General features: G+C 34.2%; 29 protein-coding genes. 6 read left to right on the top strand and 23 right to left on the bottom strand.

Going from position 1 to position 25,369, the window contains the following annotated elements; translation table 11 throughout:
- Positions 1-31: 31 nt before the first annotated feature.
- Positions 32-406 (bottom strand): RNA-binding S4 domain-containing protein, encoded by a 375-nt coding sequence (locus AB4865_RS08595; RefSeq protein ID WP_372472868.1) that lies wholly within the window; start codon positions 404-406, stop codon positions 32-34.
- Between the two features lie 80 nt (positions 407-486).
- Between AB4865_RS08595 and AB4865_RS08590 the strand changes: the two genes are divergently transcribed.
- The 3 genes from AB4865_RS08590 to AB4865_RS08580 are packed head-to-tail and all read left to right on the top strand — an operon-like array spanning position 487 to position 2,469.
- Positions 487-1,443: an FKBP-type peptidyl-prolyl cis-trans isomerase gene (locus AB4865_RS08590; protein ID WP_372472867.1), complete on the top strand. Its 957-nt coding sequence runs from the start codon at positions 487-489 to the stop codon at positions 1,441-1,443.
- 52 nt (positions 1,444-1,495) lie between these two features.
- Positions 1,496-1,837 (top strand): hypothetical protein, encoded by a 342-nt coding sequence (locus tag AB4865_RS08585; RefSeq protein ID WP_372472866.1) that lies wholly within the window; start codon positions 1,496-1,498, stop codon positions 1,835-1,837.
- Positions 1,838-1,860: 23 nt separating this feature from the next.
- Positions 1,861-2,469 (top strand): GNAT family N-acetyltransferase, encoded by a 609-nt coding sequence (locus AB4865_RS08580; protein ID WP_372472865.1) that lies wholly within the window; start codon positions 1,861-1,863, stop codon positions 2,467-2,469.
- A 45-nt stretch (positions 2,470-2,514) separates the two neighbouring features.
- On the opposite strand, the gene AB4865_RS08575 is transcribed toward AB4865_RS08580, so the two are convergent.
- From AB4865_RS08575 to AB4865_RS08485, 19 genes are all read right to left on the bottom strand, one after another.
- Positions 2,515-3,276, bottom strand: a complete 762-nt coding sequence (locus AB4865_RS08575; RefSeq protein ID WP_372472864.1) for a TIGR02757 family protein — start codon at positions 3,274-3,276, stop codon at positions 2,515-2,517.
- Positions 3,277-3,278: 2 nt separating this feature from the next.
- Positions 3,279-4,337, bottom strand: a complete 1,059-nt coding sequence (gene aroC, locus AB4865_RS08570; protein WP_372472863.1) for a chorismate synthase — start codon at positions 4,335-4,337, stop codon at positions 3,279-3,281.
- 461 nt (positions 4,338-4,798) lie between these two features.
- Positions 4,799-5,440 (bottom strand): alpha/beta hydrolase, encoded by a 642-nt coding sequence (locus AB4865_RS08565; protein WP_372472862.1) that lies wholly within the window; start codon positions 5,438-5,440, stop codon positions 4,799-4,801.
- Positions 5,441-5,673: 233 nt separating this feature from the next.
- Positions 5,674-6,000 (bottom strand): hypothetical protein, encoded by a 327-nt coding sequence (locus tag AB4865_RS08560; RefSeq protein WP_372472861.1) that lies wholly within the window; start codon positions 5,998-6,000, stop codon positions 5,674-5,676.
- Complete coding sequence (locus tag AB4865_RS08555; RefSeq protein WP_372472860.1) at positions 6,000-7,253, bottom strand: dihydroorotase family protein; 1,254 nt, start codon at positions 7,251-7,253, stop codon at positions 6,000-6,002. Before AB4865_RS08555 ends, AB4865_RS08560 begins: the two co-directional genes overlap by 1 nt.
- A gap of 146 nt (positions 7,254-7,399) precedes the next feature.
- Positions 7,400-8,092, bottom strand: a complete 693-nt coding sequence (locus AB4865_RS08550; protein WP_372472859.1) for a hypothetical protein — start codon at positions 8,090-8,092, stop codon at positions 7,400-7,402.
- Between the two features lie 79 nt (positions 8,093-8,171).
- Positions 8,172-9,959, bottom strand: coding sequence for a DEAD/DEAH box helicase (locus tag AB4865_RS08545; RefSeq protein WP_372472858.1), 1,788 nt, complete (start codon positions 9,957-9,959; stop codon positions 8,172-8,174).
- A gap of 781 nt (positions 9,960-10,740) precedes the next feature.
- Positions 10,741-11,196, bottom strand: a complete 456-nt coding sequence (locus tag AB4865_RS08540; RefSeq protein WP_372472857.1) for a hypothetical protein — start codon at positions 11,194-11,196, stop codon at positions 10,741-10,743.
- Between the two features lie 457 nt (positions 11,197-11,653).
- A complete protein-coding gene (gene ychF / locus AB4865_RS08535; RefSeq protein ID WP_372472856.1) occupies positions 11,654-12,748 on the bottom strand; it encodes a redox-regulated ATPase YchF in 1,095 nt (364 codons plus the stop codon).
- Positions 12,749-12,883: 135 nt separating this feature from the next.
- Positions 12,884-13,825 (bottom strand): prolipoprotein diacylglyceryl transferase, encoded by a 942-nt coding sequence (gene lgt, locus AB4865_RS08530; protein ID WP_372472855.1) that lies wholly within the window; start codon positions 13,823-13,825, stop codon positions 12,884-12,886.
- 103 nt (positions 13,826-13,928) lie between these two features.
- On the bottom strand, positions 13,929-14,150 hold the full coding sequence (yidD, locus tag AB4865_RS08525) for a membrane protein insertion efficiency factor YidD (protein ID WP_372472854.1): 222 nt from the start codon (positions 14,148-14,150) through the stop codon (positions 13,929-13,931).
- A 46-nt stretch (positions 14,151-14,196) separates the two neighbouring features.
- Positions 14,197-15,195: a heme A synthase gene (locus AB4865_RS08520; RefSeq protein WP_372472853.1), complete on the bottom strand. Its 999-nt coding sequence runs from the start codon at positions 15,193-15,195 to the stop codon at positions 14,197-14,199.
- A gap of 5 nt (positions 15,196-15,200) precedes the next feature.
- Positions 15,201-16,640, bottom strand: coding sequence for a CCA tRNA nucleotidyltransferase (locus AB4865_RS08515; RefSeq protein WP_372472852.1), 1,440 nt, complete (start codon positions 16,638-16,640; stop codon positions 15,201-15,203).
- The gene (locus AB4865_RS08510; RefSeq protein WP_372472851.1) at positions 16,640-17,209 is read right to left on the bottom strand and encodes an L-threonylcarbamoyladenylate synthase; all 570 of its coding nucleotides are present in this window, start codon (positions 17,207-17,209) and stop codon (positions 16,640-16,642) included. Before AB4865_RS08510 ends, AB4865_RS08515 begins: the two co-directional genes overlap by 1 nt.
- 243 nt (positions 17,210-17,452) lie before the next feature.
- Positions 17,453-17,692, bottom strand: coding sequence for a hypothetical protein (locus AB4865_RS08505; RefSeq protein WP_372472850.1), 240 nt, complete (start codon positions 17,690-17,692; stop codon positions 17,453-17,455).
- Between the two features lie 239 nt (positions 17,693-17,931).
- A complete protein-coding gene (locus AB4865_RS08500; RefSeq protein WP_372472849.1) occupies positions 17,932-18,072 on the bottom strand; it encodes a hypothetical protein in 141 nt (46 codons plus the stop codon).
- A gap of 671 nt (positions 18,073-18,743) precedes the next feature.
- Positions 18,744-19,121, bottom strand: coding sequence for a GLPGLI family protein (locus AB4865_RS08495; protein ID WP_372472848.1), 378 nt, complete (start codon positions 19,119-19,121; stop codon positions 18,744-18,746).
- A 4-nt stretch (positions 19,122-19,125) separates the two neighbouring features.
- Complete coding sequence (locus AB4865_RS08490; RefSeq protein ID WP_372472847.1) at positions 19,126-19,257, bottom strand: hypothetical protein; 132 nt, start codon at positions 19,255-19,257, stop codon at positions 19,126-19,128.
- Positions 19,258-19,285: 28 nt separating this feature from the next.
- On the bottom strand, positions 19,286-20,173 hold the full coding sequence (locus AB4865_RS08485) for a YihY/virulence factor BrkB family protein (RefSeq protein ID WP_372472846.1): 888 nt from the start codon (positions 20,171-20,173) through the stop codon (positions 19,286-19,288).
- 73 nt (positions 20,174-20,246) lie between these two features.
- Between AB4865_RS08485 and AB4865_RS08480 the strand changes: the two genes are divergently transcribed.
- From AB4865_RS08480 to AB4865_RS08470, 3 genes are all read left to right on the top strand, one after another.
- Complete coding sequence (locus AB4865_RS08480; protein ID WP_372472845.1) at positions 20,247-20,918, top strand: DUF2490 domain-containing protein; 672 nt, start codon at positions 20,247-20,249, stop codon at positions 20,916-20,918.
- Between the two features lie 170 nt (positions 20,919-21,088).
- A complete protein-coding gene (gene metK, locus AB4865_RS08475) occupies positions 21,089-22,375 on the top strand; it encodes a methionine adenosyltransferase (RefSeq protein ID WP_372472844.1) in 1,287 nt (428 codons plus the stop codon).
- Positions 22,376-22,667: 292 nt separating this feature from the next.
- Entirely contained in the window at positions 22,668-23,120 is a 453-nt protein-coding gene (locus tag AB4865_RS08470; protein ID WP_372474895.1) for an HAEPLYID family protein, read from the top strand.
- A gap of 105 nt (positions 23,121-23,225) precedes the next feature.
- Here AB4865_RS08470 and AB4865_RS08465 read toward each other — a convergent pair whose 3' ends face one another.
- Genes AB4865_RS08465 through ruvX form a run of 3 tightly spaced genes read right to left on the bottom strand, consistent with a single transcriptional unit; the run spans position 23,226 to position 25,362 of the window.
- Entirely contained in the window at positions 23,226-23,405 is a 180-nt protein-coding gene (locus AB4865_RS08465; protein ID WP_372472843.1) for a hypothetical protein, read from the bottom strand.
- Between the two features lie 32 nt (positions 23,406-23,437).
- The gene (locus tag AB4865_RS08460; RefSeq protein ID WP_372472842.1) at positions 23,438-24,925 is read right to left on the bottom strand and encodes a malate:quinone oxidoreductase; all 1,488 of its coding nucleotides are present in this window, start codon (positions 24,923-24,925) and stop codon (positions 23,438-23,440) included.
- Between the two features lie 35 nt (positions 24,926-24,960).
- Positions 24,961-25,362 carry a Holliday junction resolvase RuvX gene (ruvX, locus tag AB4865_RS08455; protein WP_372474894.1) on the bottom strand — a complete coding sequence of 134 codons (402 nt, stop codon included), beginning with the start codon at positions 25,360-25,362 and terminating at the stop codon, positions 24,961-24,963.
- Between the last annotated feature and the right edge of the window lie 7 nt (positions 25,363-25,369).

Genomic DNA, 25,369 nt, shown 5'->3' with positions numbered 1-25,369 from the left:
AATTATCAAAGGATATAGAAGTGATAATTTATTATTTACCCTCCTCTACCAAATAATCATCTATATCTCGTCGATCTTTTTTCGTAGGTCGCCCTTGTCCTTTGGCTCTATAATGTTCTTTTGCCAATTTTAGCAATTCTAAATGTTCAAATGCTTCGGCTGGAGTAGTATCTTTTCTATACATATCTACCAATTTAGCTCCTACTCTATTTTGTGGAATATCCAAAACCTGTAACTTGTAATTAATTTGGTCTTTTCTCACACTCAATTCATCTCCTGCATACACATCTCGAGAGGGCTTTGCCGTTTGTCCATTGATTGAAACATGCCCTTTTTTGATTGCTTCAGTTGCCATATTTCGCGTTTTATAATAACGTATGCACCATAAATATTTATCAATTCTCATATATATTTGATAAAATTTTGTTGTTTATAGTCGCAAAAATAAAGTAAAATTGTAACTTGCACCTTTAAATTTATCTAAAAATGAAAATTGTATATAAAACATTAGTTCTTGCATGCATCACATTGGGACTTTTTAGTTGTAAAAAAGATGACAATTCATCAAAGATTGTAAAAAGAGATTATGCTGAAGTTTATGCCAAAGATATCGAATCTATCGAAAGTTTTCTAAAATCTCACAAAATCACGGTAAACGGAGCTAATGACATTTCTTATAGTCAAGCGACTAATGGTACGATATGGGATCAGCCTGATTATGTTCTGAAATCAATCGAATTGACCAACGATAGTCGCTCCAATGATAGCAAAACCAAATATACTACGAGTGGAGAAACAGATGATAAAGTTATCTACAAAGTGTATTATCTTGTGATTAATGAAGGAGGTGGAAACTCGCCTGTAAGTTATGATGATGTTTATACCAATTATTCTGCTTATACTTTAGAAAACAAATTGGTTGATAAAAACAATATAGGATTTTGGAGTTCGTTTCCAAATCAAGGAAATGGATCTTATGCAGAGGTAATTTCAGGTTTTAGACAAATTTTGTCACAGATAAAAACCGCTGAATCTATCAGTGTAAATCCAGATGGTTCTTATACCGCAACTAATCCAGGAAGAGTTGTAGTATTTTTACCTTCGGGATTAGGGTATTTCAACCATGCACAAAACAACATTTCTGCATATACTCCGCTGATTTTTGACATTACTTTGTTGTCATTGAAAGAAATCGACCACGACAACGATGGTATTTTGACAAAATATGAAGATGTTGACGGAGATGGAAATATTTGGAATGACGATACTGATGGTGATAGAAAACCAAATTTTTTAGATTCTGATGATGATGCTGATGGTAAATTGACTCGTGAAGAAATTACTTATACAATTGATGGTCAACAGTTTTTATACGAATTTGAAAGCATTCCTACTTGCCCTAGTGGAACAATCAAAAAACATTTAGACCCAAATTGTCAATAATAAATTCTCAACACCTGTTTGTTTTCAAGCAGGTGTTATTTATCTAAACAAAATGAAAACACCCCCTATAGAACAATTGATTGCCAAAGATTTAGACACTTTCGTCTTGGCATTACAAGAAAAAAAAAGATTGACGATAGACGAAGTTTGTACTTTAAGTTCATACATCGCTGCCAATTTTATGAGAATTATTTATGCGAAACAAAAATCAATTTCAACTGCTGAAATCAACGGAGTTTTAGGAATCATCAGTAATTGGTTAAACGAAAGTTTTGAAAATCAATTCACAGAAGAAGATTTCATGACTATTTCAAAACAATCGCTCGAATTGTTAAAAGACATTTCATTTGACCAAAAATCAAAGAATTATTTTTCTCAATTAATCAATAATTAATTTTTAATTCCCTTACATATTAAATGACTACTTTTTCTTTTTCGGAAGATTATATTTTGGAAAACGACTGTGTAAAATTAGTACCTCTTTCAATGGAACATTATGATGAGTTACTTTATTTCACTACCAATGAACCTGAAATTTGGCAATTTTCGATGGTAAAAGCCGATTCTCCAGAAAATTTACGCAGATATATTGAAATTGCACTCGAAAAACGTGCATTGGAACAAGAATATACTTTTGTTGTTTATGACAAGTTGAAAGAACGTTTGTGTGGTGCCACACGTTTTACCGAAGTGTTTTTACATAACAATCGTCTGCAAATTGGTTACACTTGGTATGGCAAAGAATTTCAAGGAACGTATGTAAACAAACATTGCAAATTTCTCTTGATGGATTTTGCTTTTTCGTTTATGAATATGCATCGTATCGAATATAGAGCATATACAGAAAATGTACGCAGTATCAACGCTTTAAGAAGTATTGGTTGCGAAATCGAAGGGGTTTTGAGAGGAAATGCCATCACTCCATCGGGCGAACGTAGAGATACAATGGTTTTGAGTATTCTAAAACCTGAATGGAACGAAGGTGTAAGAGAAATGTTATATAAAAAACTGTATTTCAAGTTGTAAAATATAAAATGTCCGAAAAGATATCGATCTCTTCGGACATTTTATTTAAAATTTTTCAATTGCCCCCAATCCAAAAAGAGCAAAATCATATTTCACTGGGTCATTGGCATCTAATATTCTCAAATTATCATCCAATTCTTTCAACGCTTTTTGATCATTTTGTTTGCGTTGTATCAATCCTAATTTTCTTGCAATCGTTCCCGAATGTACATCTAAAGGGCACGACAATTCTGAAGGCGAAATACTATTCCATATTCCAAAATCGACTCCTCTATCATCTTTTCTACACATCCATCTCAAAAACATATTAATCCTCTTGGCTGCCGAACCTTTTGCAGGATCAGACAAGTGTTTTTCAGTGCGTTGCTGGTGTTCCAATTCAAAAAACAATTGTTTAAATTCAGATATTCTACTTTGCAATTCCTTTGAATTATTTAGTGAAAAAACTGCTTCCAATCCATTATATTTTTGATAAATGTTTTTAAGCGAACGAAAAAAGTAATCCAAATCTACACTGCTAAACGTCCGATGTACAAAATCAATTTTATCTTCTTGGTTATCATTATATTCCATAATAAAATCATATGGACTATTTCCCATAATACTCATCAATTTCTTCGCATTGGAAATAATCATTTTCCGATTGCCCCATGCCAATTGTGCGGTCAAAAATCCAGATATTTCAATATCTTCTTTCAACTGAAAACTATGAGGAATCTGTATAGGGTCGGTTTCAATAAATTTTGGACAATTGTAATAATCTACTTTTTCGTCCAAAAAATCTCTCAATTCGTTTATTTCCAACATGATTATCTTTTATTAAATTCCCACATTGCATCTACCAATACCAACGCAACCATTGCTTCGACAATAGGAACAGCACGAGGTACTACACAGGCATCGTGTCTGCCTTTTCCTTGCACTTCCACGATAGTTCCGTCTTTGGAAAGCATGTTTTGTTTTTGTAACAAAGTGGCAACGGGTTTGAATGCGACATCAAAATATATATCCATTCCGTTGGAAATGCCACCCAAAATTCCACCTGCGTGGTTGGTTTTTGTAGTTCCGTCTTCGTTTTGCAAATCATTATGCTGACTTCCCAATAATTCCGTACCTTGAAAACCACTTCCTATTTGAAAACCTTTACACGCATTGATAGACAACATTGCCTTTGCTAAATCTGCCTCCAAACGGTCGAAAATAGGAGTTCCTAAACCAATGGGAACATTTTTTATCACGCAGGTAATCACACCACCAGTGGTATCACCTGCTTTTTTCAATTTTTGAATATATGCTTCCATTTCGGCTGATTTTTCAGCATCAGGACAGCGAACCAACGATTGTTCTACGGTTGATAAATCGTAATGAGTATAATCTTTTTCTAATTTTATCTTACCAATCGACGAAGTAAATGCTTGAATTTCAATAGCTGGAATCAATTGTTTAGCAATAGCACCCGCAACTACTCTACAAGCGGTTTCACGAGCCGAGCTACGACCTCCTCCTCTATAATCTCTAATGCCATATTTTTGAAAATAGGTATAATCGGCATGGCTTGGACGAAACACATCGGCATAAACATCGTAATCTTTCGATTTTACATTTTCATTTGAGATTTGAAAAGCAATGGGCGTTCCTGTGGTTTTTTCTTCCCAAATTCCTGATAAAAATGAAACAGTATCCGACTCTTTTCGTTGTGTAACGAGGGTTGATTGCCCAGGTTTGCGTCTATCCAATTCTTGTTGAATTTTTTCAAAATTCAACACAACATTAGACGGACAACCATCGATGATTCCACCAATAACTACACCATGTGACTCGCCAAAAGTCGTCAATCGAAAATTTTTTCCAAAGGTATTTCCGCTCATTTTATTAAAATTTAGCTCAAAACTACTATTTTATTTGTGAATAGGCAATTTTTGTTTTCTTCGAAAAGGTTTCTTTCACAGATTTGCACAGATTTTTTTCATTTTTTTCTACTTAGGATTTTAGATTTTCTTTTCACTACTGAAAAACAGAGACGCTTTGCTTTTAGAGGAAACAAAGACTCTACGTTTTTAAAGTTCTCTCGCAGATTTTAGAGATTGACGCTTATTTTACACCTGTGGGGTAGATTATTTTTGATCCACATAGGAAACAGTAGAAACATAGAACTAACTTTGCAATAATATTAGACGCTACGCTTTTAAAGAAAACATAGATTGTTGTGTGTAGAAAAACTTTGTTTCTGATAGCTATCGGAAATATATGTTAAAAAAAAATAAAAAAACTTCGCCAAAGTTATCAGGATTATGTTGAAAACTTTGGCGAAGTTGTGATGCAAAAAATACTACTCCCTCTCCAAAAAAGCTTTAAAATCAAAAAAGTTTTTAGGAGAAACTCCGTGTCCTACGGGGTATTCGTGATATTCGTATTGTATATTTCGCTTTTCCAAAATCGGTGCTATTTGTCGTGCTTCGTCTATCGAAATCACCTGATCTACTGTACCATGCGATACAAAAAACGACAAGTCCTTATAGGCTTCGTCTGGTAAATAATCCGTGATGTAATTTTCTTTGAAATATCCGCTCAATGCCACAATTTTATTCACTTTTTCTGGTACAGTCAAGGCAATGGCATAACTCAAAATCGCTCCTTGACTAAAGCCTATCAAATTGACATTTTCTTTGTCGATTGGATATTTTTCTATGATTTCGTCTATAAAATCAATAATTTGTTGCTTGGCAACCAAGGCTTCTTGGTCATTAGTGGTTTTGTTTCCATAAATATCAAATTGTATATCAAACCACGCATAACCTCCATTGTACAATTCTTTAGGAGCTCTCGCCGAAATAACAAAATAGTCTTCGGGCAGCTCACTTGCAAATGAAAACAAATCTTCTTCATTGCTACCAAATCCGTGTAACAACAATAGTAACGGATTTTTTTCTTTGATAGTTTTGGGTTTTTTTAGTATATAATGTAAAGACATGATTTTTATTTTTTTAAGCTTCTCTTGAGTTTCCTCTTGTAGATTTCACGAATTTACGCAAATTCTATAACTCATTTTTTTAGCAATTAATATTAGTTAAGTTGATTTTTTATACATAAAAACATCTGCGATAATCTGTTTTAAATCGTAGGTGTTATCGTTTTTAATGCTGTTAATTAAAAAAATCTGTATCAATCTGTGAAATCTGTGTGAGAAAAATTTAACTCGATTAACTATCTTCTTGCAAACAACTTTTGAAACAAATTTCCAAAAATAGGTATCAAACGGTATTGGTTGGAAATAGCTCCTGAAAAACTATACAACCATAAAACGGAAATAAACAAGCTAAATCCATAAAACGCAAATTCATTGGGAATCATCGCCACCAACGCTCCCAAAACGAAAAACAAGGCAACCAATCCTAAGTTTTGACGAATGTAAAACGCTCCAAAAGCATCTTTTTCATCTAGATTGATAAACCACGCAATCACTGGGCCTAAAAAGGTTAAATGTGCAATGATTGCCGCCAACTTTCCGTCCTTACCTGTTTGATTTTTCATTAGTTACAAACTATTTTTCCGTTGTTGATAATTCCGTAAACACTTCCTTGCAATTCCTGACCTATAAAAGCTGAATTTTTAGATTTTGACAAGATATTTTCTTTGTCAAATGTAGAAATTCCCTCTGGATTGAACAATGTGAAACAAGCTGGTTTTCCTTCTTCAATCTCCGTTTTTTCTACTTTGAAAATGCGTTTTGCAGCGGTTAATTTTTCTACAATTACCTCCAAAGGCAATACGGTATTCAATGCTCCGAATGCTGATTCTAAACCAATGGTTCCGTTTTTTGCTAAATCAAACTCCATTTTTTTATGTTCGATGTCCAACGGATAATGGTCTGAAGTAATGCAATCAATCGTTCCGTCGATTACTCCTGCAATCAAAGCTTTTCTGTGATTTTCGTCTCTCAATGGAGGAAATACTTTGAATCTTGTATCAAATCCGTCCAAAACTTCGTCTGTCAATACCAAATTGTGAACCACTACGCTACATGTAACATTCAAGCCTTGTTGTTTTGCCTCACGAATCAATTCTACAGATTTTGCCGAACTAATCGTTGGTATGTGCAATTTTCCGCCTGTGTAAGCTAAAAGCGAAAGATTTCTCTCTACGATAACTTCCTCTGCCAAAGAAGGTATCCCCTTCAATCCCAAGCGAGTAGAAACAATTCCCTCGTGTACCACACCTTTTCCTTTAATGGTTGCATCGTTGCAAAATGTTTGTACCGTTGCATCAAAATCTTGAGCATATTGCAAAGCGATTTTCAACAAATTGGCGTTTTCAATTGATTTTTTATAATCTCCAAATGCCACAGCACCAAAGTTTTGCATATCGTACATTTCAGCCAAATCCAAACCTTTTTCTTCTTTGGTCAAAGCACCAATTGGCAAAAGTGTAGTTGCATTGTCTCTTCCCTCACTAATCAAGTATTTTACCGCAGTAATATTGTCTGTAACCGGTTGATTGTTTGGATTTACTGCCACATGAGAAAATCCGCTTTTTGCAGCTACGGTCAATCCATTGGCAATGGTTTCGCGGTCTTCAAATCCAGGTTCGCCAAACGAAACCGAACTATCCATCCAACCCTCAGAAATGTGAAGATTTTCTTTTTCAATAACAGTAGCATCTTTTACATCAATGGCATCTTTTGAAATTTTTTCTATGACACCATTTACAATATGAATGTTTATTTTTTGATTGTGTAACGGATGATTTTTAGCTATTAATGTAGCATTTTTTATAATGTGATTCATCTGAATTGAATATTTTATATGTGTAATGATTTCAACCTTCAAAAGTAGGAAAAATATTTCATTTTATAAAGTGATAGTACTTTAAAACAAAAAATTTTAACCAATAAAAAATCCCTTTTTACTATATATAAAAAGGGATTTGAATTTTATTTTAAACAATTATTTAATGCATCAAAAATTTGATAATCTGTTGCTGTATAAATAAAATCTTCGGTATGATTGCAAGTTTTTAACAAATCGATGATTTTCGTTTTATCGATATCCAACAAACTCGAAACCAATTCTCTATCAAATCTTGTTTTCATCAATTCCATAATCTGATTTTCTTCCTGTAATCGTTTGATTTGCTGTTGTTTTGCTGATTTATTTTTTACACCTCTATAGATACTTCCAATAACATCTACCCCTGTAAAAGGCGTATATCCTGTTATGCTCAAATCTTTGGTATAAGGCAATTCGTCAAAAGCAATCAATCGTGAATCTATTTGCAATATTCCTGTCAATCGCAAATTATTGATGATAATTTCTTCTAACTCCTCAATATCCTCACTTAAAAAAATAGCTTTCTTTTGTTCGTTTATCCATTCGTCATCAACGATAGTCTTTAGTGTCACAAATCCGGCTTTTGAAATATGCAATACATCATTTTTTTGTGCAGAAATGATAAAATCCCCATTAGAACTTGTTGTTACAACTTCTAATGTAGTCATATTGATGACCGAAACCTTTGACATTGGGTCTGTTGTATGTAAATTTCTAACAATTCCATGCAATTTTTGTTGAGCCATAGTGGTAATGCTCAACATACACAAAATTAAAAGTGTAAAATTTCTCATCATTTGTTTTGAATAATAATATTCTCAAATGTACGAGTTATTTTACACTTCTGTATCGTGTTACGAATAAATTAACAGTTTTTTACTTACTCCTTCTTGGGCGATCACCTCTTCTGCTGGTGCGTTCGTTTTTTGGAGCTCGTGTTTCTTCGCGTCTTCTTCCAAATTTTGATGAAGCTTTATCTGAAATAGATTCTCTTCTTCTTGGAGATTTGTCTCTACCTCTATCGCCTCCTCGGTCTCTTCTCGAAGAACGACCTCCGCCTGTGTTTGTAGAAATTTCTACATTTACACAACGACCTTCATAATGCAAATTGTTCAAAATATCCATTACGCGATCGCTGTGTTCGGCATCTGTATTGAAGAATGAGAAACTGTCTTTTACATCTACTTTAAACAAATCATCTCTTCCTAAATCGAGGTTTTCTTTCAAGAAATCTTTCAATTTCATCCAATCGAAATTATCTCTACTTCCTAAATTTAAGAAATATCTCACCGTTCCATCGTTGTTTGTCTCTCCTCCATCGCGTTTTCCTTTTGAAGATTTTGGCGATTCGAGGTTGCTGTTTTTCTTGTAATATTCCAAGAAACGGTTAAACTCTACCGCAAACATTTTACGAATCAATTCTTCTTTGGTAAATCCGCTCAACAATTCTTCGATTTTTGGCAAATACTGATCCATTTCATCGGCTACTTCCACTTTTGTAACTTTGTTTGCCAAATGCAACAACTGCACTTCACAAATTTCGATACCTTTTGGAATGTCTTTTTCGATGAATTTTGTTTTGAGATTTCTCTCAATTTGTTGGATTTTACGGAATTCGCTTTTAGTAATAATCACAATCGAAGTTCCTGTTTTACCCGCACGACCTGTACGTCCCGAGCGGTGGTTGTAGGTTTCGATTTCGTCTGGCAATTGATAATTAATTACATGGGTAATATCATCCACATCAATTCCACGAGCTGCTACATCAGTAGCTACCAACATTTGAATCTGACGCTGACGGAACGATTTCATTACGCTATCTCGTTGTGCCTGAGACAAATCTCCGTGCAATGCCGCTGCATTGTAACCATCTTCGATTAACTTTTCTGCAATTGATTGCGTATCACGTTTGGTACGACAAAAAATCACCGAGAAAATCTCTGGATTCATGTCTGCAATACGCTTCAATACTGGGTAACGATCTCTTGCACCTACCAAATAATACTCATGAGAAACATTGGTAGAACCTTGATTTTTGTGTCCTACGGTAATTTCTTGAGGCTTGTGCATAAACTCTTTAGCGATTTTTGCCACTTCGTTTGGCATCGTAGCAGAAAACAACCAAGTTTGTTTATCCTTTGGAGTGTCTGCAAGTATAGAAGTAATATCTTCGTAAAAGCCCATATTGAGCATTTCGTCGGCTTCGTCAAGCACACAAATTTCTATGTTTTTGATATTCACATAGTTTCTATTAATCATATCTTGCATTCTACCAGGAGTAGCCACGATGATTTGAGCACCTTTTTTCACCTCACGTGCTTGTTCGGTAATACTTGCTCCACCATACACTGCCACAGTATGCAATCCTTTGATGTATTTAGAATACTGCTTGATTTCGTTAGTAATTTGCAAACACAATTCTCTAGTAGGCGATAGGATTAATGCCTGCGTGCTTTTGCTCTCTGCCTGAATGTTTTGGATAAGAGGAAAACCAAAAGCCGCTGTTTTACCGGTACCCGTCTGTGCCAATGCAACAATGTCTGTTTTTTGTTGCAAAAGCACTGGAATAGCTTTCTGTTGTACCTCTGAAGGGGTTTCAAATCCCATATCTTGAATCGCTTGTAACAACGATTCATTCAATCCTAATTCTCTGAATGTATTCATATAAAATTTTAAAAAACAGCTACAAAGGTACAACAATAAATAATAGGAATGGTTATAAATTTGAAATAAATATAATTAGCATAACAAAAGTTAGTTATCACCTCCCTTTCAACTCCTCTTTATCCTTATCATTTGGGTTCCAAACTTTTATAGGGGGGGGGGAGTAAAATGTAATGTACAAAAGATACAATAAAAAAAGCCTTTGAAATCCGTAAAAACAAAGGAGTTACAACCAAAAAAAACGGAAATGTACAAAAAACAAAATGTACAAAACTGTACATTTATATGCAAAAAATGTCACTTTTTTATGTGGGTTATTGTACGAATATAAGCCTTTTGTACAGCCCAACAAAGAAAACCCCATAAAATGTACATAACCCCAATAAAACCGCCCCTTTTGGGGCTTTTTTTATACTCAAACGCCCCCACTTTTGGACCTGCCGAGCGACCATTTACGTGAGCCTACGAAAATGGTAGTACCCACCCCTAAAAAACCTATTTTTTGAGTTGGGGTTGCAGTTGGGGTTGCAAAACTAAATTTTTTAAAACCTACTGAAAGGTATTTAACAGCTAAAAAAGTAGCTGATTTAAGCGTTTTACAAAAACTCACCCCCCTTTAATAACACGTATTTACATAAATATTTTTATGTAAAATATTGATAATTAATAATTTGGATAAAAATAGATATTTTTTTATTTACACACGGCGTTATAAAACATATTATTTACACACTACGCCTCACCTAAATTGGTACTATTAAATCCACAGGCAGGGCAATAATTAACGGCGTGATCGAATAAGAGGTTGGGATTGACTTGGTTGGCTGGATTTATTGACTGACTTACTTTGTGCCGACTTTAACGCCTGTATCTCAGACTCTAACTTGGCTACTTTTTCTTGTAACAAGGCTTTGTTTTCCTCTAATAAGGTAATTTGTTTTTGCTTGTCCTCTAATTTTTCTTTTAACAAAGCGACTATCTCATTATCATTTATTAGTTCTTTCGATGGTTGGGGTTGCTCACTTTTAAGCATAGAGCCATTACCTGTAAGTAACCATTCGACATTTACTTCTGGATAATAAGCGAGAAATTTTAACGTATTTTCTTCACTCATTCCATTATTTTGGTCAAGAATACCGCGAGTTATTCCAGTTTCTTGATAAAATTTACATTTAGCAACACCTTTAAAATCAACAGATTGTAAAATATTTTGTTTAATAAGTGATTTTTCTTGCATAAAAATTTAGATTAAACGAGATTTCTTGCGTACACTTACAACATCTCTTTAAAAGATCAAAGTAATGAAAAAATACGAAAATATTACATTTATTCAATGAAAAAACGACCATTCAACACTAAATTGAATAGCCGTTATCATTGAAGTCGTCTTCACTTTTTTGTCTCACGCAGATTTCGCAAATAATCACAGATTTTTTTCTGAAATGATTTAAGAAAATAACACTTATAAACGATTAAACCTATGGTTTAAAGCAGATTGCCTCAGATTTTGTTTTTTTGATAAATCAAAAAAACATTAGCGAAAATCATATCATATAGTAAAAATCATAAAAATCTATCTTAATCAGCGTGAAATAAAACTAAATTTAAAAATCGAGATAATTTCATTTATTTGTTTAAACACTTCGTTGTTCTGCTTCCTGCATCCTGCTTAAAGGCTATCGCCTACAGCTTTTTTACACATTAAAACGGAAGTGCATCACATCACCGTCTTTTACGATGTATTCTTTTCCTTCTACACGGAGTTTTCCTGCTTCTTTTACTTTGGCTTCCGAACCGTATTGTACATAATCATCATAAGCGATAACCTCTGCACGGATAAATCCCTTTTCAAAGTCTGAGTGAATGACACCTGCTGCTTTTGGTGCAGTATCTCCTATGTGAATAGTCCATGCTCTTACTTCTTTTACTCCTGCCGTGAAATAAGTTTGTAAGTTCAACAACTTATAAGCCGAACGAATCAATTTTGAAACTCCTGGCTCTGTCAATCCCATATCTTCCAAAAAGATTTGACGCTCTTCGTAAGTTTCCAATTCGGTAATATCCGCTTCTGTAGCAACTGCCAAGATCAACACTTCGGCATTTTCGTCTTTTACCAATTCTTTTACTTGATCAACATATTGGTTTCCGTTTACTGCCGCTGTTTCGTCCACATTACACACATACAAAACAGGTTTTGTAGTAATCAATTGGAAGGATTGTATCAATTCTTCCTCATCTTGATTTTGTGGTTCTACAGTACGAGCCGATTTTCCTGCCAACAAGGCTTCGCGGATTCTATCCAACAATGCCGTTTCTGCTTGAGCCTCCTTGTTTCCAGTTTTAGCCGCTTTGCGAGTTTTTTCTAAGCGTTTTTCTACTGTTTCAAGGTCTTTTAATTGCAATTCAATATCAATTGTTTCTTTATCTCGGATAGGGTTTACATTTCCGTCCACATGCACAATATTTTCATTGTCGAAACAACGCAATACATGGATAATTGCATGACATTCACGGATATTTCCTAAGAATTGATTTCCTAATCCTTCTCCTTTACTAGCTCCTTTTACAAGGCCAGCAATGTCAACAATTTCTACAGTTGCAGGTAAAACTCTTTCTGGTTTTACCAATTCTTCTAATTTTTCCAATCTTGGGTCGGGTACATTTACTACTCCGATGTTGGGTTCAATCGTACAAAACGGAAAATTGGCACTCTGTGCTTTTGCGTTTGATAAACAATTGAATAAAGTTGATTTACCTACATTTGGTAATCCTACAATTCCTGCTTTCATTTTTTTTAGAATTAAGAATTAAGTATCAAGTATTAAGATTATTATTCTATCAAACACGTTGAACTTAATTATTATTTTTAATTATTTATTATTTTAATTTTTTGTAGGGGGCGAATATTTATTCGCCCTTACAATTTATTTGGGCGAATTGCTATTCGCCCCTACACGCTTCGCTGTTGCCCACAAATAAATTCCGGCGATGATAAATGGAATACTCAACCATTGACCTGTTGAAAATATTCCCAATACAGATTCAAATCCTCCCTGGCTTTCTTTTACATATTCTACTGCAAAACGAATTCCCCACAAGAACACCAAGAATATTCCGAACATTTTTCCTAAATATTGACGAATATTGGTTTTCCAATACAGGAAAAACAATACCGAAAACAATACCAAATATCCTGCTGCTTCGTACAATTGCGTAGGATGACGGAATGGTATTTCTTCCAATACAGTTGCAAATCTTGGGTCAGTAGCAATCAAATGATAAGCTTCGTTTGGGTCGTTTTGCTGTGTAATCATTTGAGCTGAAATTCCTTTTTCTCTCCAAAATTCGCTTTCACGGATAAATTTTACTCCAAATGGATTGCTCGAATTGGTAATGTGTCCATAAATTTCTGAATTGAAAAAATTTCCAAATCTCACAAACATTCCTCCAATCGTAATCGGTAAAATCACACGGTCTAAAATCCACAACAATGGACGATCTTTTACAACCGATTTTTGATAATAAATCATCGCTATAATGATTCCTACCGCTGCCCCATGACTTGCCAATCCTGCAAAACCTGTGAACTCGAACGGAGAAAATTTAAACGGGAATAATATTTCCGACAAATGGTTTTTGAAATAATCCCAATCATAGAAAAACACATGCCCCAACCTTGCTCCTAAAAGTGTTGCAATAAATGTATAGAGAACTAATTTATCTAATTCGTCTTGTGTACGACCTTCTCTATCGTAAATTTTTTTCATGATGTAAGAACCTAATGAAAAGGCTATTACAAACATTAAACTGTAGAATCTCAAGGTAAAACCACCTATTGAGATTCCTTCTGATGGATTCCAAATCATAATCTTTTTTTAATTAAGTTACTTCGCAAATTAAAGCCTGATAGTATTAGAGATAGAGAACTAAAGTATCAATCTCCTAATATGAAATATCGATGTGATATACCTACGGTACTGGATCATAGCCTGATTTTCCCCACGGATGACAACTCAAGATGCGTTTTATTCCCAACCAACCGCCTTTGATGAGTCCGTGTTTTTGTAACGCCTCTAATGTATATTGCGAACATGTAGGCGAAAATCTACAACTCGATAGTGTAAATGGCGAAATTGCCGTTTGATAAAATCGTATCAATCCCACAAAGGGTAAAATCAGTAGTTTTTTCATTTTTTGATTAAAATCGCAAATTTAATAATTATATCAATACGTTTTGCTACCTGCTCGCCTCCAACGATAATTTCATCATATATCCAAACAAAATAGCTGCAAAAACCAAATGCAAAGCTTGTGTACCAAATGGGAAATGTGCATATTGCATAATGATTCCTATTATGGTTTCAAGGATTACCAATCCTACAATTTTGTAAATTGTGGAATGTTGCAAATTTTGTTTTTTATTTACCATAAACAAATAGGCTATGATTCCTAAAATAACATAAGAAAATGTACGGTGAATGTAAAAAAACACATCGGGATTGCTCAACCACAAACTTTTTTCTACCATTCCACTGTGGGAAAATTGGTCAATGTATTGTCGTACTTGTGTTCCTAAACCTATCTGAATCAATGTTAAAATCAAGGCAATCCACGATAGGTTGAAAAATTGTTTACTGTAGGTTTTCTTGGGTTGTTTTTTTGCTAAATGTATCAAATAAATGACGGCAGCTACATTGAGCAAAGCAGCAATCATATGGGTAGTGATTTTCACTGGATTCAATACCGAAAAAACCACTGTTGCTCCCAACCACGCATTGAATCCCAACAAAAACAAAGCAATTCCCGACCAAACGATAAAAGTCATTTTTTGGGTACGTATAGCCAATACAAAAAGGACTAAACAGGCAATACCTGCCCACGCTCCAAACAATCGATTGATATATTCTGTCCAAGTATGATAAACGTTGAATATAGCATAATCATGCTTGGTATATTCGTTCCAATTTTCAGGATTGTACTGTGGCGAAGGTGAAAGATTTTCGTTGGCAACCCACAATTTTTCGTCTTTTATGATTACTTGACCTTTGTTGTAACTTCGATCTGGATTCCAAATCAATTGAGCTTCTTCTGTAGGTGGAATGTAATATCCAAAACATTTTGGCCAATCGGGACAGCCCATTCCAGAGCCTGTCATACGTACCGTAGCACCTGCTATGATTACTAAATAAATAGAAATCAAGGTAACTTTACTCCATTTGATAAATGTAGCATTCATATCGTTTATATTTTAGGATTTACAGCTTGTAAATTGAGTTTTTGGGCTATTTTCATCATAAAATGATATGCCTCTGTATAATCATTTCCAATTTCTCCTTCCAAAATCGCTTCTTTGATTGCTTCTTTAATAATTCCAATTTCTCGTGAAGGTTTCAAATCGAAAATTTCCATAATTTCCTCTCCAGTAATAGGTGGTTGAAAATTTCTCACATGGTCTTTTTCTTCAACTTCCACGATTTTCTGACGCACAATTTTGAAATTGTTGTGGTATTTTTTGAATTTCTTGGGATTTTTTGTGGTAATATCAGCTTCGCACAAAGTTAAAAGATTTTCGATGTCGTCTCCTGCATCAAATACCAAACGACGCACCGCAGAATCGGTAACTTGGTCTTCGGCTATGACAATCGGACGCGAACTCATCGATACCATTTTTTGTACAAAACGCATTTTATGATTTAAAGGCATGTGCAATCGTTGAAAGATTTTTTTTGCCATTTTTCCTCCCAAAAATTCATGCCCATGGAAAGTCCAACCTTGTTTTTTGTTGAATTTTTTCGTCGGAGCTTTCCCAATATCATGCAACAACGCCGCCCAACGCAACCACAAATCATCAGTATTTGGACATATATTATCCACTACTTCCAGTGTATGATAAAAATTGTTTTTATGGGTATGTCCTTCGATTTCCTCCACCTGATTCAAAGCGGTCAATTCGGGTAAAATCAACTGTAATAATCCTGTTTTGTACAACAATAAAAACCCAATCGACGGTTTGTCGGTTTGCAAGATTTTGTTTAATTCTTCAGAAATTCTTTCTCCTGAAATAATGTTGATTCGCTCCGCATTTCTCGTAATGGCTTCTAAAGATTTTTTTTCTATGATAAATTGCAATTGCGTAGCAAATCGAATAGCTCTCATCATACGCAATGGGTCGTCTGAATAGGTAATATCCGGATCTAATGGTGTGCGAATGATTTGATTTTGAAGATCTTCTATGCCTCCAAAAGGGTCGGTAATATCTCCAAAATTGTGTTGATTTAACGAAAAAGCCAATGCGTTGATTGTGAAATCTCTGCGGTTTTGGTCGTCTTGTAGCGTACCATCTTCAACAATAGGTTTGCGGCTGTCTCTTTGGTAAGATTCTTTTCTTGCACCCACAAATTCGATGTCTGTACCTTTGAAATGCAACATAGCTGTTCCGTAGTTTTTAAACACCTGAACTTTAGGTTTTTCTGGCAATAATTCCGAAACTTTCAAAGCCAAATCGATACCGCTACCAATGGCAACCACATCAATATCTTTGTTGTTTTCTCTTTCCAAAATATAATCACGCACAAAACCACCGATGACAAACGCATCGATATTTAGCTCTTGAGCCGCACGAGAAATAATATCAAAAATAGGAAGATTGAGAGCTTCTTTATAATTTTGTTTTATAATCATTATTTTCTTAATATTTTCACTTGACTGTCAAGTGTCAGTTTGATGACCACAGAGGATTTTTTACAAACTTTCTGTTTGTCGAGGTTTACCACATAGTCCACGGCATTGATGATTTCAGGCGAAATCTCTGCAAAACAAGTAGGAGTAGGTTGTCCGCTGATATTTGCCGAAGTCGAAACTAAAGGTTTTTTCATACGTTCGATGAGTTTGTAGCAAAAAGTTTCTTTTACGATACGCACTCCCAAAGAGTCGTCTTCAGCAATGAGTTCTTTAGCTACATTTTTAGGCTTGTCGAGTACCAAAGTGGTAGGTTTGTCAGAGCAATCCAATATATCGAATGCCAATTGAGGAATTTCTGGAAATAATTGATATAACAAACGGTCGCCATTGACCAAGCAAATCATGCTTTTGCTTTCCATGCGTTGTTTGATTTCAAAAATTTTTTTTACAGCATCGGCATTGGTTGCATCACATCCCAATCCCCACACGGTATCGGTCGGATACAATAGTACGCCTCCGTTTTTTATTACCTCAAAGGCAGTTGCTACTTCTTTATTAATATCTTCCATTTACTTTTATTTGTTTTACGCATATTTCACAGTTAATCACAGATTTTTTCTGAAATGATTAAAAAAATTGCACTTAAAAACGATTAAACCTAGGGGGTAAAAAAGATTACCGCAGATTTTGTTTTTTTGATTTATCAAAAATACATTTTCAAATTTCAAAATTTGATTTCAACCTGCAAAAATACGGAAAAAAGCAGAAACAAAAGCGTACAATAATTGATTTTTAAGTTACTAAAATAAAAACTAAAATCTATATCCTCCTTTCAACATAATATATCGTGGTAAAACAAAATTTTGGTGTTGAAAAAGATTCATATCATCAATCGAATATCTTGATATTTGACTGATATTAAACAAATTATTACCAATCAAGGAAAGTGTACATTTATTTTCTTTAACCGAATAATTGGGTTGAAAATCCATAAAATGATGCAATTGTGATTGCAACCCTGAAAATGTAATTCGCTCAAATTGTGTGTTCAAACTGAGTTTTTTATGAAATTAATATTCAAAATCGAAAAAGGTTTCGTTGTGGTGAATTTGTCTATTTCTATCAGATTGAAATTCTGTAAAATTCCATTGTGTTCCTACCGAAAAATTGAATTTCCCCTTATATGCCGGACGAGCTTCCACACCATATTTCCAATTCCACTCATCAATAGTTCTTTGTCTTGAATTATTTACAATATTTTCAAATTGAGAATTGGAAATGCTTCCATTTTCTATAATTTATTATGCGAATATCTTTGATAAACTTCCACTTTTTCAATGGGTTTATCCTCAAAAGAAACCGTAACATCGCTCGATACTTTCACACCTGGCAGATTTTTCAACAATTCTTCTGCTACTTCCTCTTCTCCCATAAGAAACGAAGCTGCATAAAAGACAATGGTATCTTTTTTTATCGTAATAAGTCTGTTTTTTTCAATGACAATTACAATTTATTGAAATTCAACAACTTTAGGTTGCAATTGTACATTAATCTGCTTTTCTTTTGTAGGTTCCTAAACAGGGATTTTAATTTCCTGCCTTTCAAAACCTTGCGAAGAAACAACCAAAACTATAGAAGATTGATTTTAAAAATTTAATTCATAGCTACCATTGTTTTTTGTTTGAGAAATAGCAAGTGTTTTCCCTTCGTTTGATTTAGCAATCAAACGACCAAGCACAGGTTTTGGGGGTTCGTTATCTGTAACGAAACCGTGAATTTTTATCTATGCAAACAAACTAATTGTAAATAAACAAAATATGAAGCAAACTACTTTTCCCATTCATACACGCGTTCAAACGATTTGTTTCTTTGTTGTTTTTACAGTATCATAATTACCTTTTCCTATTCTTATACCAGAATTTTATGAATCTTTAAAGACAACACTGCACGAAAATCTTCCCAAAAATTGTCATTATCTCGTACATTTTCTTACATTGTTTTTACCATTTCTTCATTAGGTTTTTCAAACAAGTCATCATCAACTTTTTTAGGAAATTCTATACTTTTCATCTTGAAATGTACAAAGCCTTTTTTATCTTTGGGTTATAATATAATCCCTGGTAATCCAAACAATTTCCAAGGACCTATAGAAATAGGCAAATCTATTGCATACCACGCTTCGTAAGTTCGTCCATTAAATTCTCCTATGGCTTTTCTACAAGTTAGTGATTCTATTTCTTTGTATTTATCGGTCAATTTCCATTTGATTTCCAACCAATTTTCTATTACAACATGAGGTGGATGCACAGGATATTTTGTATTACGCAATAACATAGATTTTTCATTGAAATTTCTGCAAATAACATATCCTTTTTCATCAGATGTATCAATAGAAACATAAAAAGCACCGTCTTTAAACTGTACATTATTTGAAAGTGATGTTTTTTGAAATCTCGTAGAACCTGTAATATTAACACTCAATGAATCATTGAATAAAGAGATGATGTTCTGTACCAATAGAACCATCTACAATTGATTCGTAAACTATGTATCCTGCATTTCCTTGAGAATACCCTAAAAATGAAAAGACAAATAAAAAAATAGATGCTATTTTCATAGTGTAAAAAAATATAAAAACTTTTATATCAACAACTTTCCTTCCATTTCGCAAAACGGGTAGGTTCAATAGTATCTCCCGAAAGTAACGAATAATTTTTTGTAAATAATGCTCCCAAGAAAAACAATACACAAGAGTAATTGACCCACATCATAATCAAAATGATTGTTCCTGCTGTACCAAAAGCCGAAGCGGGTTTGAAAGAAACAAAATAATAATTGAGCAAAAACTTACCTATTGTAAACAACAAAGCGGTAAGAAATGCTCCTGGAATCACTGATTTCCATTTTATTTTTATGTCTGGCAACACCTTAAACATAAATGCGAATATAAAAACCGTCAATAAAAATCCAACTGAAAAATTGATTGCTTGCATCAAATAGTACGTTTCCAATCCAAAGGATTTTGTAATATAATTATTAAAAAAACTAATAAATGACGATAAAGTGGTAGTAATAATCATCAAAAATCCAATAACCAATATCATACCCAAAGAATTGGCACGATTAAGTAAAAATTTAAAGATAGCTTTTTTTGGGGCAGCTTCTATTTTCCATATATTATTGAGTGTTACTTGCAATTGAAAAAACAAGGTTGTAGCACCAAATACCAACGAAAAGATACCGATGATTTTCATGAAAATATTTTGATTATCTACAAATACATTGGCAACAATCTCTTGAATACTTTTTGCAGCATCATTTCCCACTGTACTGGAAATTTGATCACTGATTTCACCTTTTACAGCATCCTCCCCTATTATAAACCCAGAAACCCACATGATAATAATCAACAAACCAGGTATCGAAAAAATAGCATAATAAGCAATACTTGCAGATTCTCTAAACAAGTCTGTATCATTCCAAGTTTTAGCTGTTTGTTTTAATGAATCCCAAAAAAGTTGTAGTTTTTTCATAGCTTTTATTAAAAATTTGTTAGTGTACGTATTAATTGACGAAAATAAGGTATTTTTGCCAAAAAATTAAATAATGAAGAAAAAAATATACTCTTTGGTAGCATTCTCTTTATCTTCGTTGGGGCTATTTGCTTCCAATCCTCCTTCAGGCAGTTGGACGATGTATTTTGGCACCTATCAATTGAAAGACAGTAAATTTAGAGCCTCTTATGATGTACAATATCGTACGCACGAACTATTTAATGACCTCAATCAATTGTTGATTCGAGGAGCTATTCAATATAAAATCAATCCAAATATAACAACAGGTATTGGTTATGCTTTTGTACAAACTGAGGCTTTTGGTGAACCTGACTTGCCTTTTAAAGAAAATAGAATTTTTCAAGAAGTTTTGACACAACAACAAATTTTTGAAAATGTACCACTAAAACAACGTTTTCGCTGGGAACAACGCTTTATTGAAAATGCTGATTTTCGTACACGTTTGCGTCATCAAATGACCATAGATGTTCCATTTTATCAGTTTGAAAAAGATAAACAATTTTTGTATGCAACTGCCTATAACGAATTGTTTATCAACACAGACAAATCGAGAAAAACTAATGTATTTGAACGAAATCGACTATACACTGGATTGGGATACAAGCACAATTCAAATTTATCGTTTCAATTGGGGTGGATGAACCAAATGTTGCAAAAACAATCCTATCAACAATGGATGATTTCTGTTCATCATACTTTGTAGAATAAAAAATATTTTGTAGTTTTGCAAAAAAAAAATTTTACAAATCACTACAAGAGGAAAAATTTGTCTGATTGCAACCTCATGAAAAAATGCTAAAGCAGAAATTCTTTAGATGATTTATGCTGTTTTTTCAACGAATTTTTCTTCTTGATAAAAATATTAAAATCATTATGTCGTATTTATTTACTTCCGAATCTGTAAGCGAAGGACATCCGGATAAAATTGCAGATCAAATTTCAGATGCATTGATTGACAACTTTTTGGCTTTTGACCCAGAATCTAAAGTTGCTTGTGAAACCTTGGTTACTACGGGTCAAGTAATTTTGGCCGGAGAGGTAAAATCAAACATCTATCTCGATGTGCAATCCATTGCAAGAAATGTAATCAAAAAAATCGGTTATACTAAAAGTGAATACATGTTTGAGGCAAATTCGTGTGGAGTTTTATCTGCAATTCACGAGCAATCTTCTGAAATCAACCAAGGAGTTGACAAGGTCAATAAAGAAGAACAAGGTGCAGGAGATCAAGGAATTATGTTTGGATATGCTACCAACGAAACCGACGATTATATGCCTTTAGCATTGGACTTATCACACAAATTGTTAATCGAATTGGCAGCTTTACGCAGAGAAAACAACCAAATCAACTATTTGCGTCCCGATGCAAAATCGCAGGTTACTTTGGAGTACAACGACGACAACAAGCCTCAACGCGTACACACGATTGTACTTTCTACACAACACGATGATTTCATCAAACCAGCCAACGATAGCAAAGAAGCAAAATTCGAAGCCGAAAAGCAAATGCAAAACAAAATTGCATCGGACATTCAGTCGATTTTGATTCCTCGCCTATTAGAAAAATACCCTCAATATCAGAAGTATTTCCACGGAGAAATCATTTATCATGTAAATCCGACTGGTGTTTTTATCATCGGAGGACCTCACGGAGATACAGGATTGACAGGTAGAAAAATCATTGTGGATACTTATGGTGGAAAAGGTGCTCATGGTGGTGGTGCTTTTTCTGGAAAAGACCCTTCAAAAGTTGACCGTTCAGCGGCATATGCAGCTCGTCACATTGCCAAAAATTTGGTTGCGGCTGGTATAGCAGATGAAATTTTGGTACAAGTGTCGTATGCAATTGGTGTGGCTCATCCGATGGGCGTTTTTGTAAATACCTACGGAACATCGAAAGTAAATCTTACCGATGGACAAATCGCTGAAAAAATCCAATCGATTTTTGATTTGCGTCCGTATTTCATCGAGAAAAACTTGAAGTTACGCCAGCCAATGTACATTGAGACAGCTTCTTACGGTCATATGGGAAGAAAAAACGAAGTGGTAACCAAATCGTTTACCAACCCAGACGGCGAAACCATCGTTTTGGATGTAGAGTTGTTTACTTGGGAAAAATTGGACAAAGTAGAAGAAATCAAACAATTGTTTTCTTTATAGTAAATATTAAATCCGAGTGTATTTATAACATTCGGATTTTTTTATCTAAATTTTAAAAATCAATCCTTTTCTTAAAAACAATATTCCTTTAAATTTGTAATTAGACACATAGATTCTATTTTTTAACCTTAATAAGTTATACAATAGATCTATGAAAAAACATTTTTTCATCATTGGAACAATACTATTCTGTCAAACGATGTTTGCACAAGAAGGAAAATACTTCTAAAAACGTACAAAAAGATATTAAATTTATTCATGAAGTAGAAAATATTCCCAATGAAAACCAAAAATTCTACATGCCGAATCTTTATATATTGATTTAATTAGAGATTTAGGGGCTAGAAAAGGTGAAAAAGAATGGAATATTGGCTTTGGAATCAATGACAAAAATGACTACGACGAATACGAAGGACTGATTGAATACGAATGGACTCCGATAGATCGTTTGGGAGTAGAAATTGAAGTTCCTTTTACTTTTTATTCAGCAAATAATAATGGGTATAGTCCTGAAAGTAAAATCAATGGATTACAATTGGCTACTCAATATACGTTTTTAGTCAATGAAAAACACACTACTTCACTTGTTGTGGGCTATTTACACAAATTAGGTATGTCAGCATTTGGAGAACTGTCAAAGCAAACGCTTTTCTCTCACAACGAAATCAAACCTTTTTTTGTTGATGCCAAAAGATGGGGAAATAATTTTCATACACTGATTTATGCAGGTCCTGCAATCGAATAAGTTTTTAAAACCAATACTTGGAATTCATATACTCAAGTTAATAGTAATTTTCATTATATGATTCCTAGTACGAGAAATTTTGTTGGTATAGAGCTAAACAAAGAACTAAGAAAAGATGATTTTTTCGCTGATTAATCGACCGCAAATGCGATTGGTTGTCAACGAAAATATCATGTTAGGAATTGTAATAGGAATTCCCATAAGTAAAGAAAACGAACGATTTAGTACTTTTCTTCGTTTGATATACGAACCATATTGATTGTAATAATAAAAATATCGCCACAATTATACAGTATTTGATAATTGTGGCGATTTTATTATTCTCCCAATTGTAGCGTTTTTGAAGTTTCTGTGCGAACTTGTTTCAACAATTCTGGATGTTCATTCAATGCTTTTCCAAACGATGGAATCATTTCTTTGAATTTTGCTTGCCATTCTGCCGATGCGTATTGCTCTGGGAAACATCTCTTTATCAAATTTAGCATAATACTCACCGTTGTAGATGCACCTGGAGACGCTCCTAACAAAGCTGCTAACGAACCGTCTGCTGAATTGATTACTTCTGTACCAAATTCCAGCACACCTTTTCCGTCTTTTTTCTTGATTACCTGTACGCGTTGTCCTGCAATTTCCAACTTCCATTCGTTTTTCTTTGCGTCTGGCAAATAATCTCTCAACGATTCGATGCGTTTGTCATCTGATTGCAACACTTCTCCTATCAAATATTTAGTCAAATCTATATTGCTCAATCCCGCTTGAATCATCGGCTTCAAATTGCTACAAGTCAACGATTTTAGCAAATCTAAATACGAACCTGTTTTCAAAAATTTTGTTGAAAAACCAGCGTAAGGCCCAAACAACAAGGCTTTTTTACCATTGATATAACGAGTATCTAAATGCGGAACTGACATAGGTGGAGCTCCTACACTTGCTTTTCCATATACTTTGGCTTGGTGCTGATTTACTAAATCTTCGTTGGTACACACCAACCATTGTCCACTCACAGGGAAACCTCCGTAACCTTTTGCTTCTGGAATACCTGATTTTTCTAACAATAATATCGAACCACCACCTGCTCCGATAAATACAAAGTTTGAAATAATGGTGCGTTTTGTACCTGTTGTCAAATCTTTTACCAATACTTTCCATTTGCCATCGGTTTGGCGTTTCAAATCATAAACCTCCGTTTTAAACGAAACATTTACCCCATTTTGATTGGTCTGATGAGCAATCATTTTGCGGGTCAATTCACCATAATTCACATCCGTACCACGGTGCATTTTGGTAGCTGCAACAGGCGTATTATTTTTGCGAGAACGCATCAACAGCGGAGCCCATGTTTTGATAGTTTCGCTGTCTTCGGTATATTCCATTTCATCGAAAAGAGGAGCTTTTTTCAATGCCTCGAAACGATTTTTAAGGAATTTTACATTGTTTTCACCCCAAACGAAACTCAAATGAGGTACATTGTTTACAAAACTTTTCGGATTGTCAATAATGTTTTTATTTACCAAATACGACCAAAATTGGCGTGATTCTTCAAACTGTTGACAAATATTCAATGCCTTTGTAATATCGATTTGACCGTTTTTTTCTGGAGTGTAATTCAACTCACAAAAAGCGGCATGACCTGTACCTGCATTGTTCCAAGCCTCAGAACTTTCGGTAGCTGCGGCATCTAATCGCTCTACTATTTCAATGCGATACGCAGGGTTCAACTCTTTGAGCAACAAGCCCAAAGTAGCACTCATAATACCTGCTCCTATCAGTACGATATCTGTTTCTATAGGTTGTTTTGAAGACATTTTTATTGGTAATGTATTTATTGATAATCAGAAATTTAATTGTAATAGCTGAGATAATCTTGCAACAATATAGTAGCTGCAATTTCGTCAACCAATGCTTTATTTTGTCTTTGTTTTTTCTTTAATCCACTGTCAATCATGGTTTGAAATGCCATTTTTGAAGTAAATCTTTCGTCTAATCTCACAATTTCTATTGTGGGATACAATTTTTGTAATCTATCAGAAAACTTTTGAATTTCTTCTGCAATTTGCGAAGGTTCATTGTTTAATCGTTTGGGTTCGCCTATGACGATTTTAGAAACTTTTTCCTTTGACAGATAATCGTTTAGATAAGAAAAAATTTCTTTTGTAGGCACAGTGTCCAAGCCCGAAGCAATGATTTGCATAGGGTCGGTAACTGCCAAACCTACCCGTTTGCTACCGTAATCGATTGCCATTAGGCGT

Source organism: Capnocytophaga sp. ARDL2 (assembly GCF_041530365.1).
GTDB lineage: Bacteria > Bacteroidota > Bacteroidia > Flavobacteriales > Flavobacteriaceae > Flavobacterium.
This window is presented reverse-complemented; position numbering and strand designations above follow the sequence as displayed.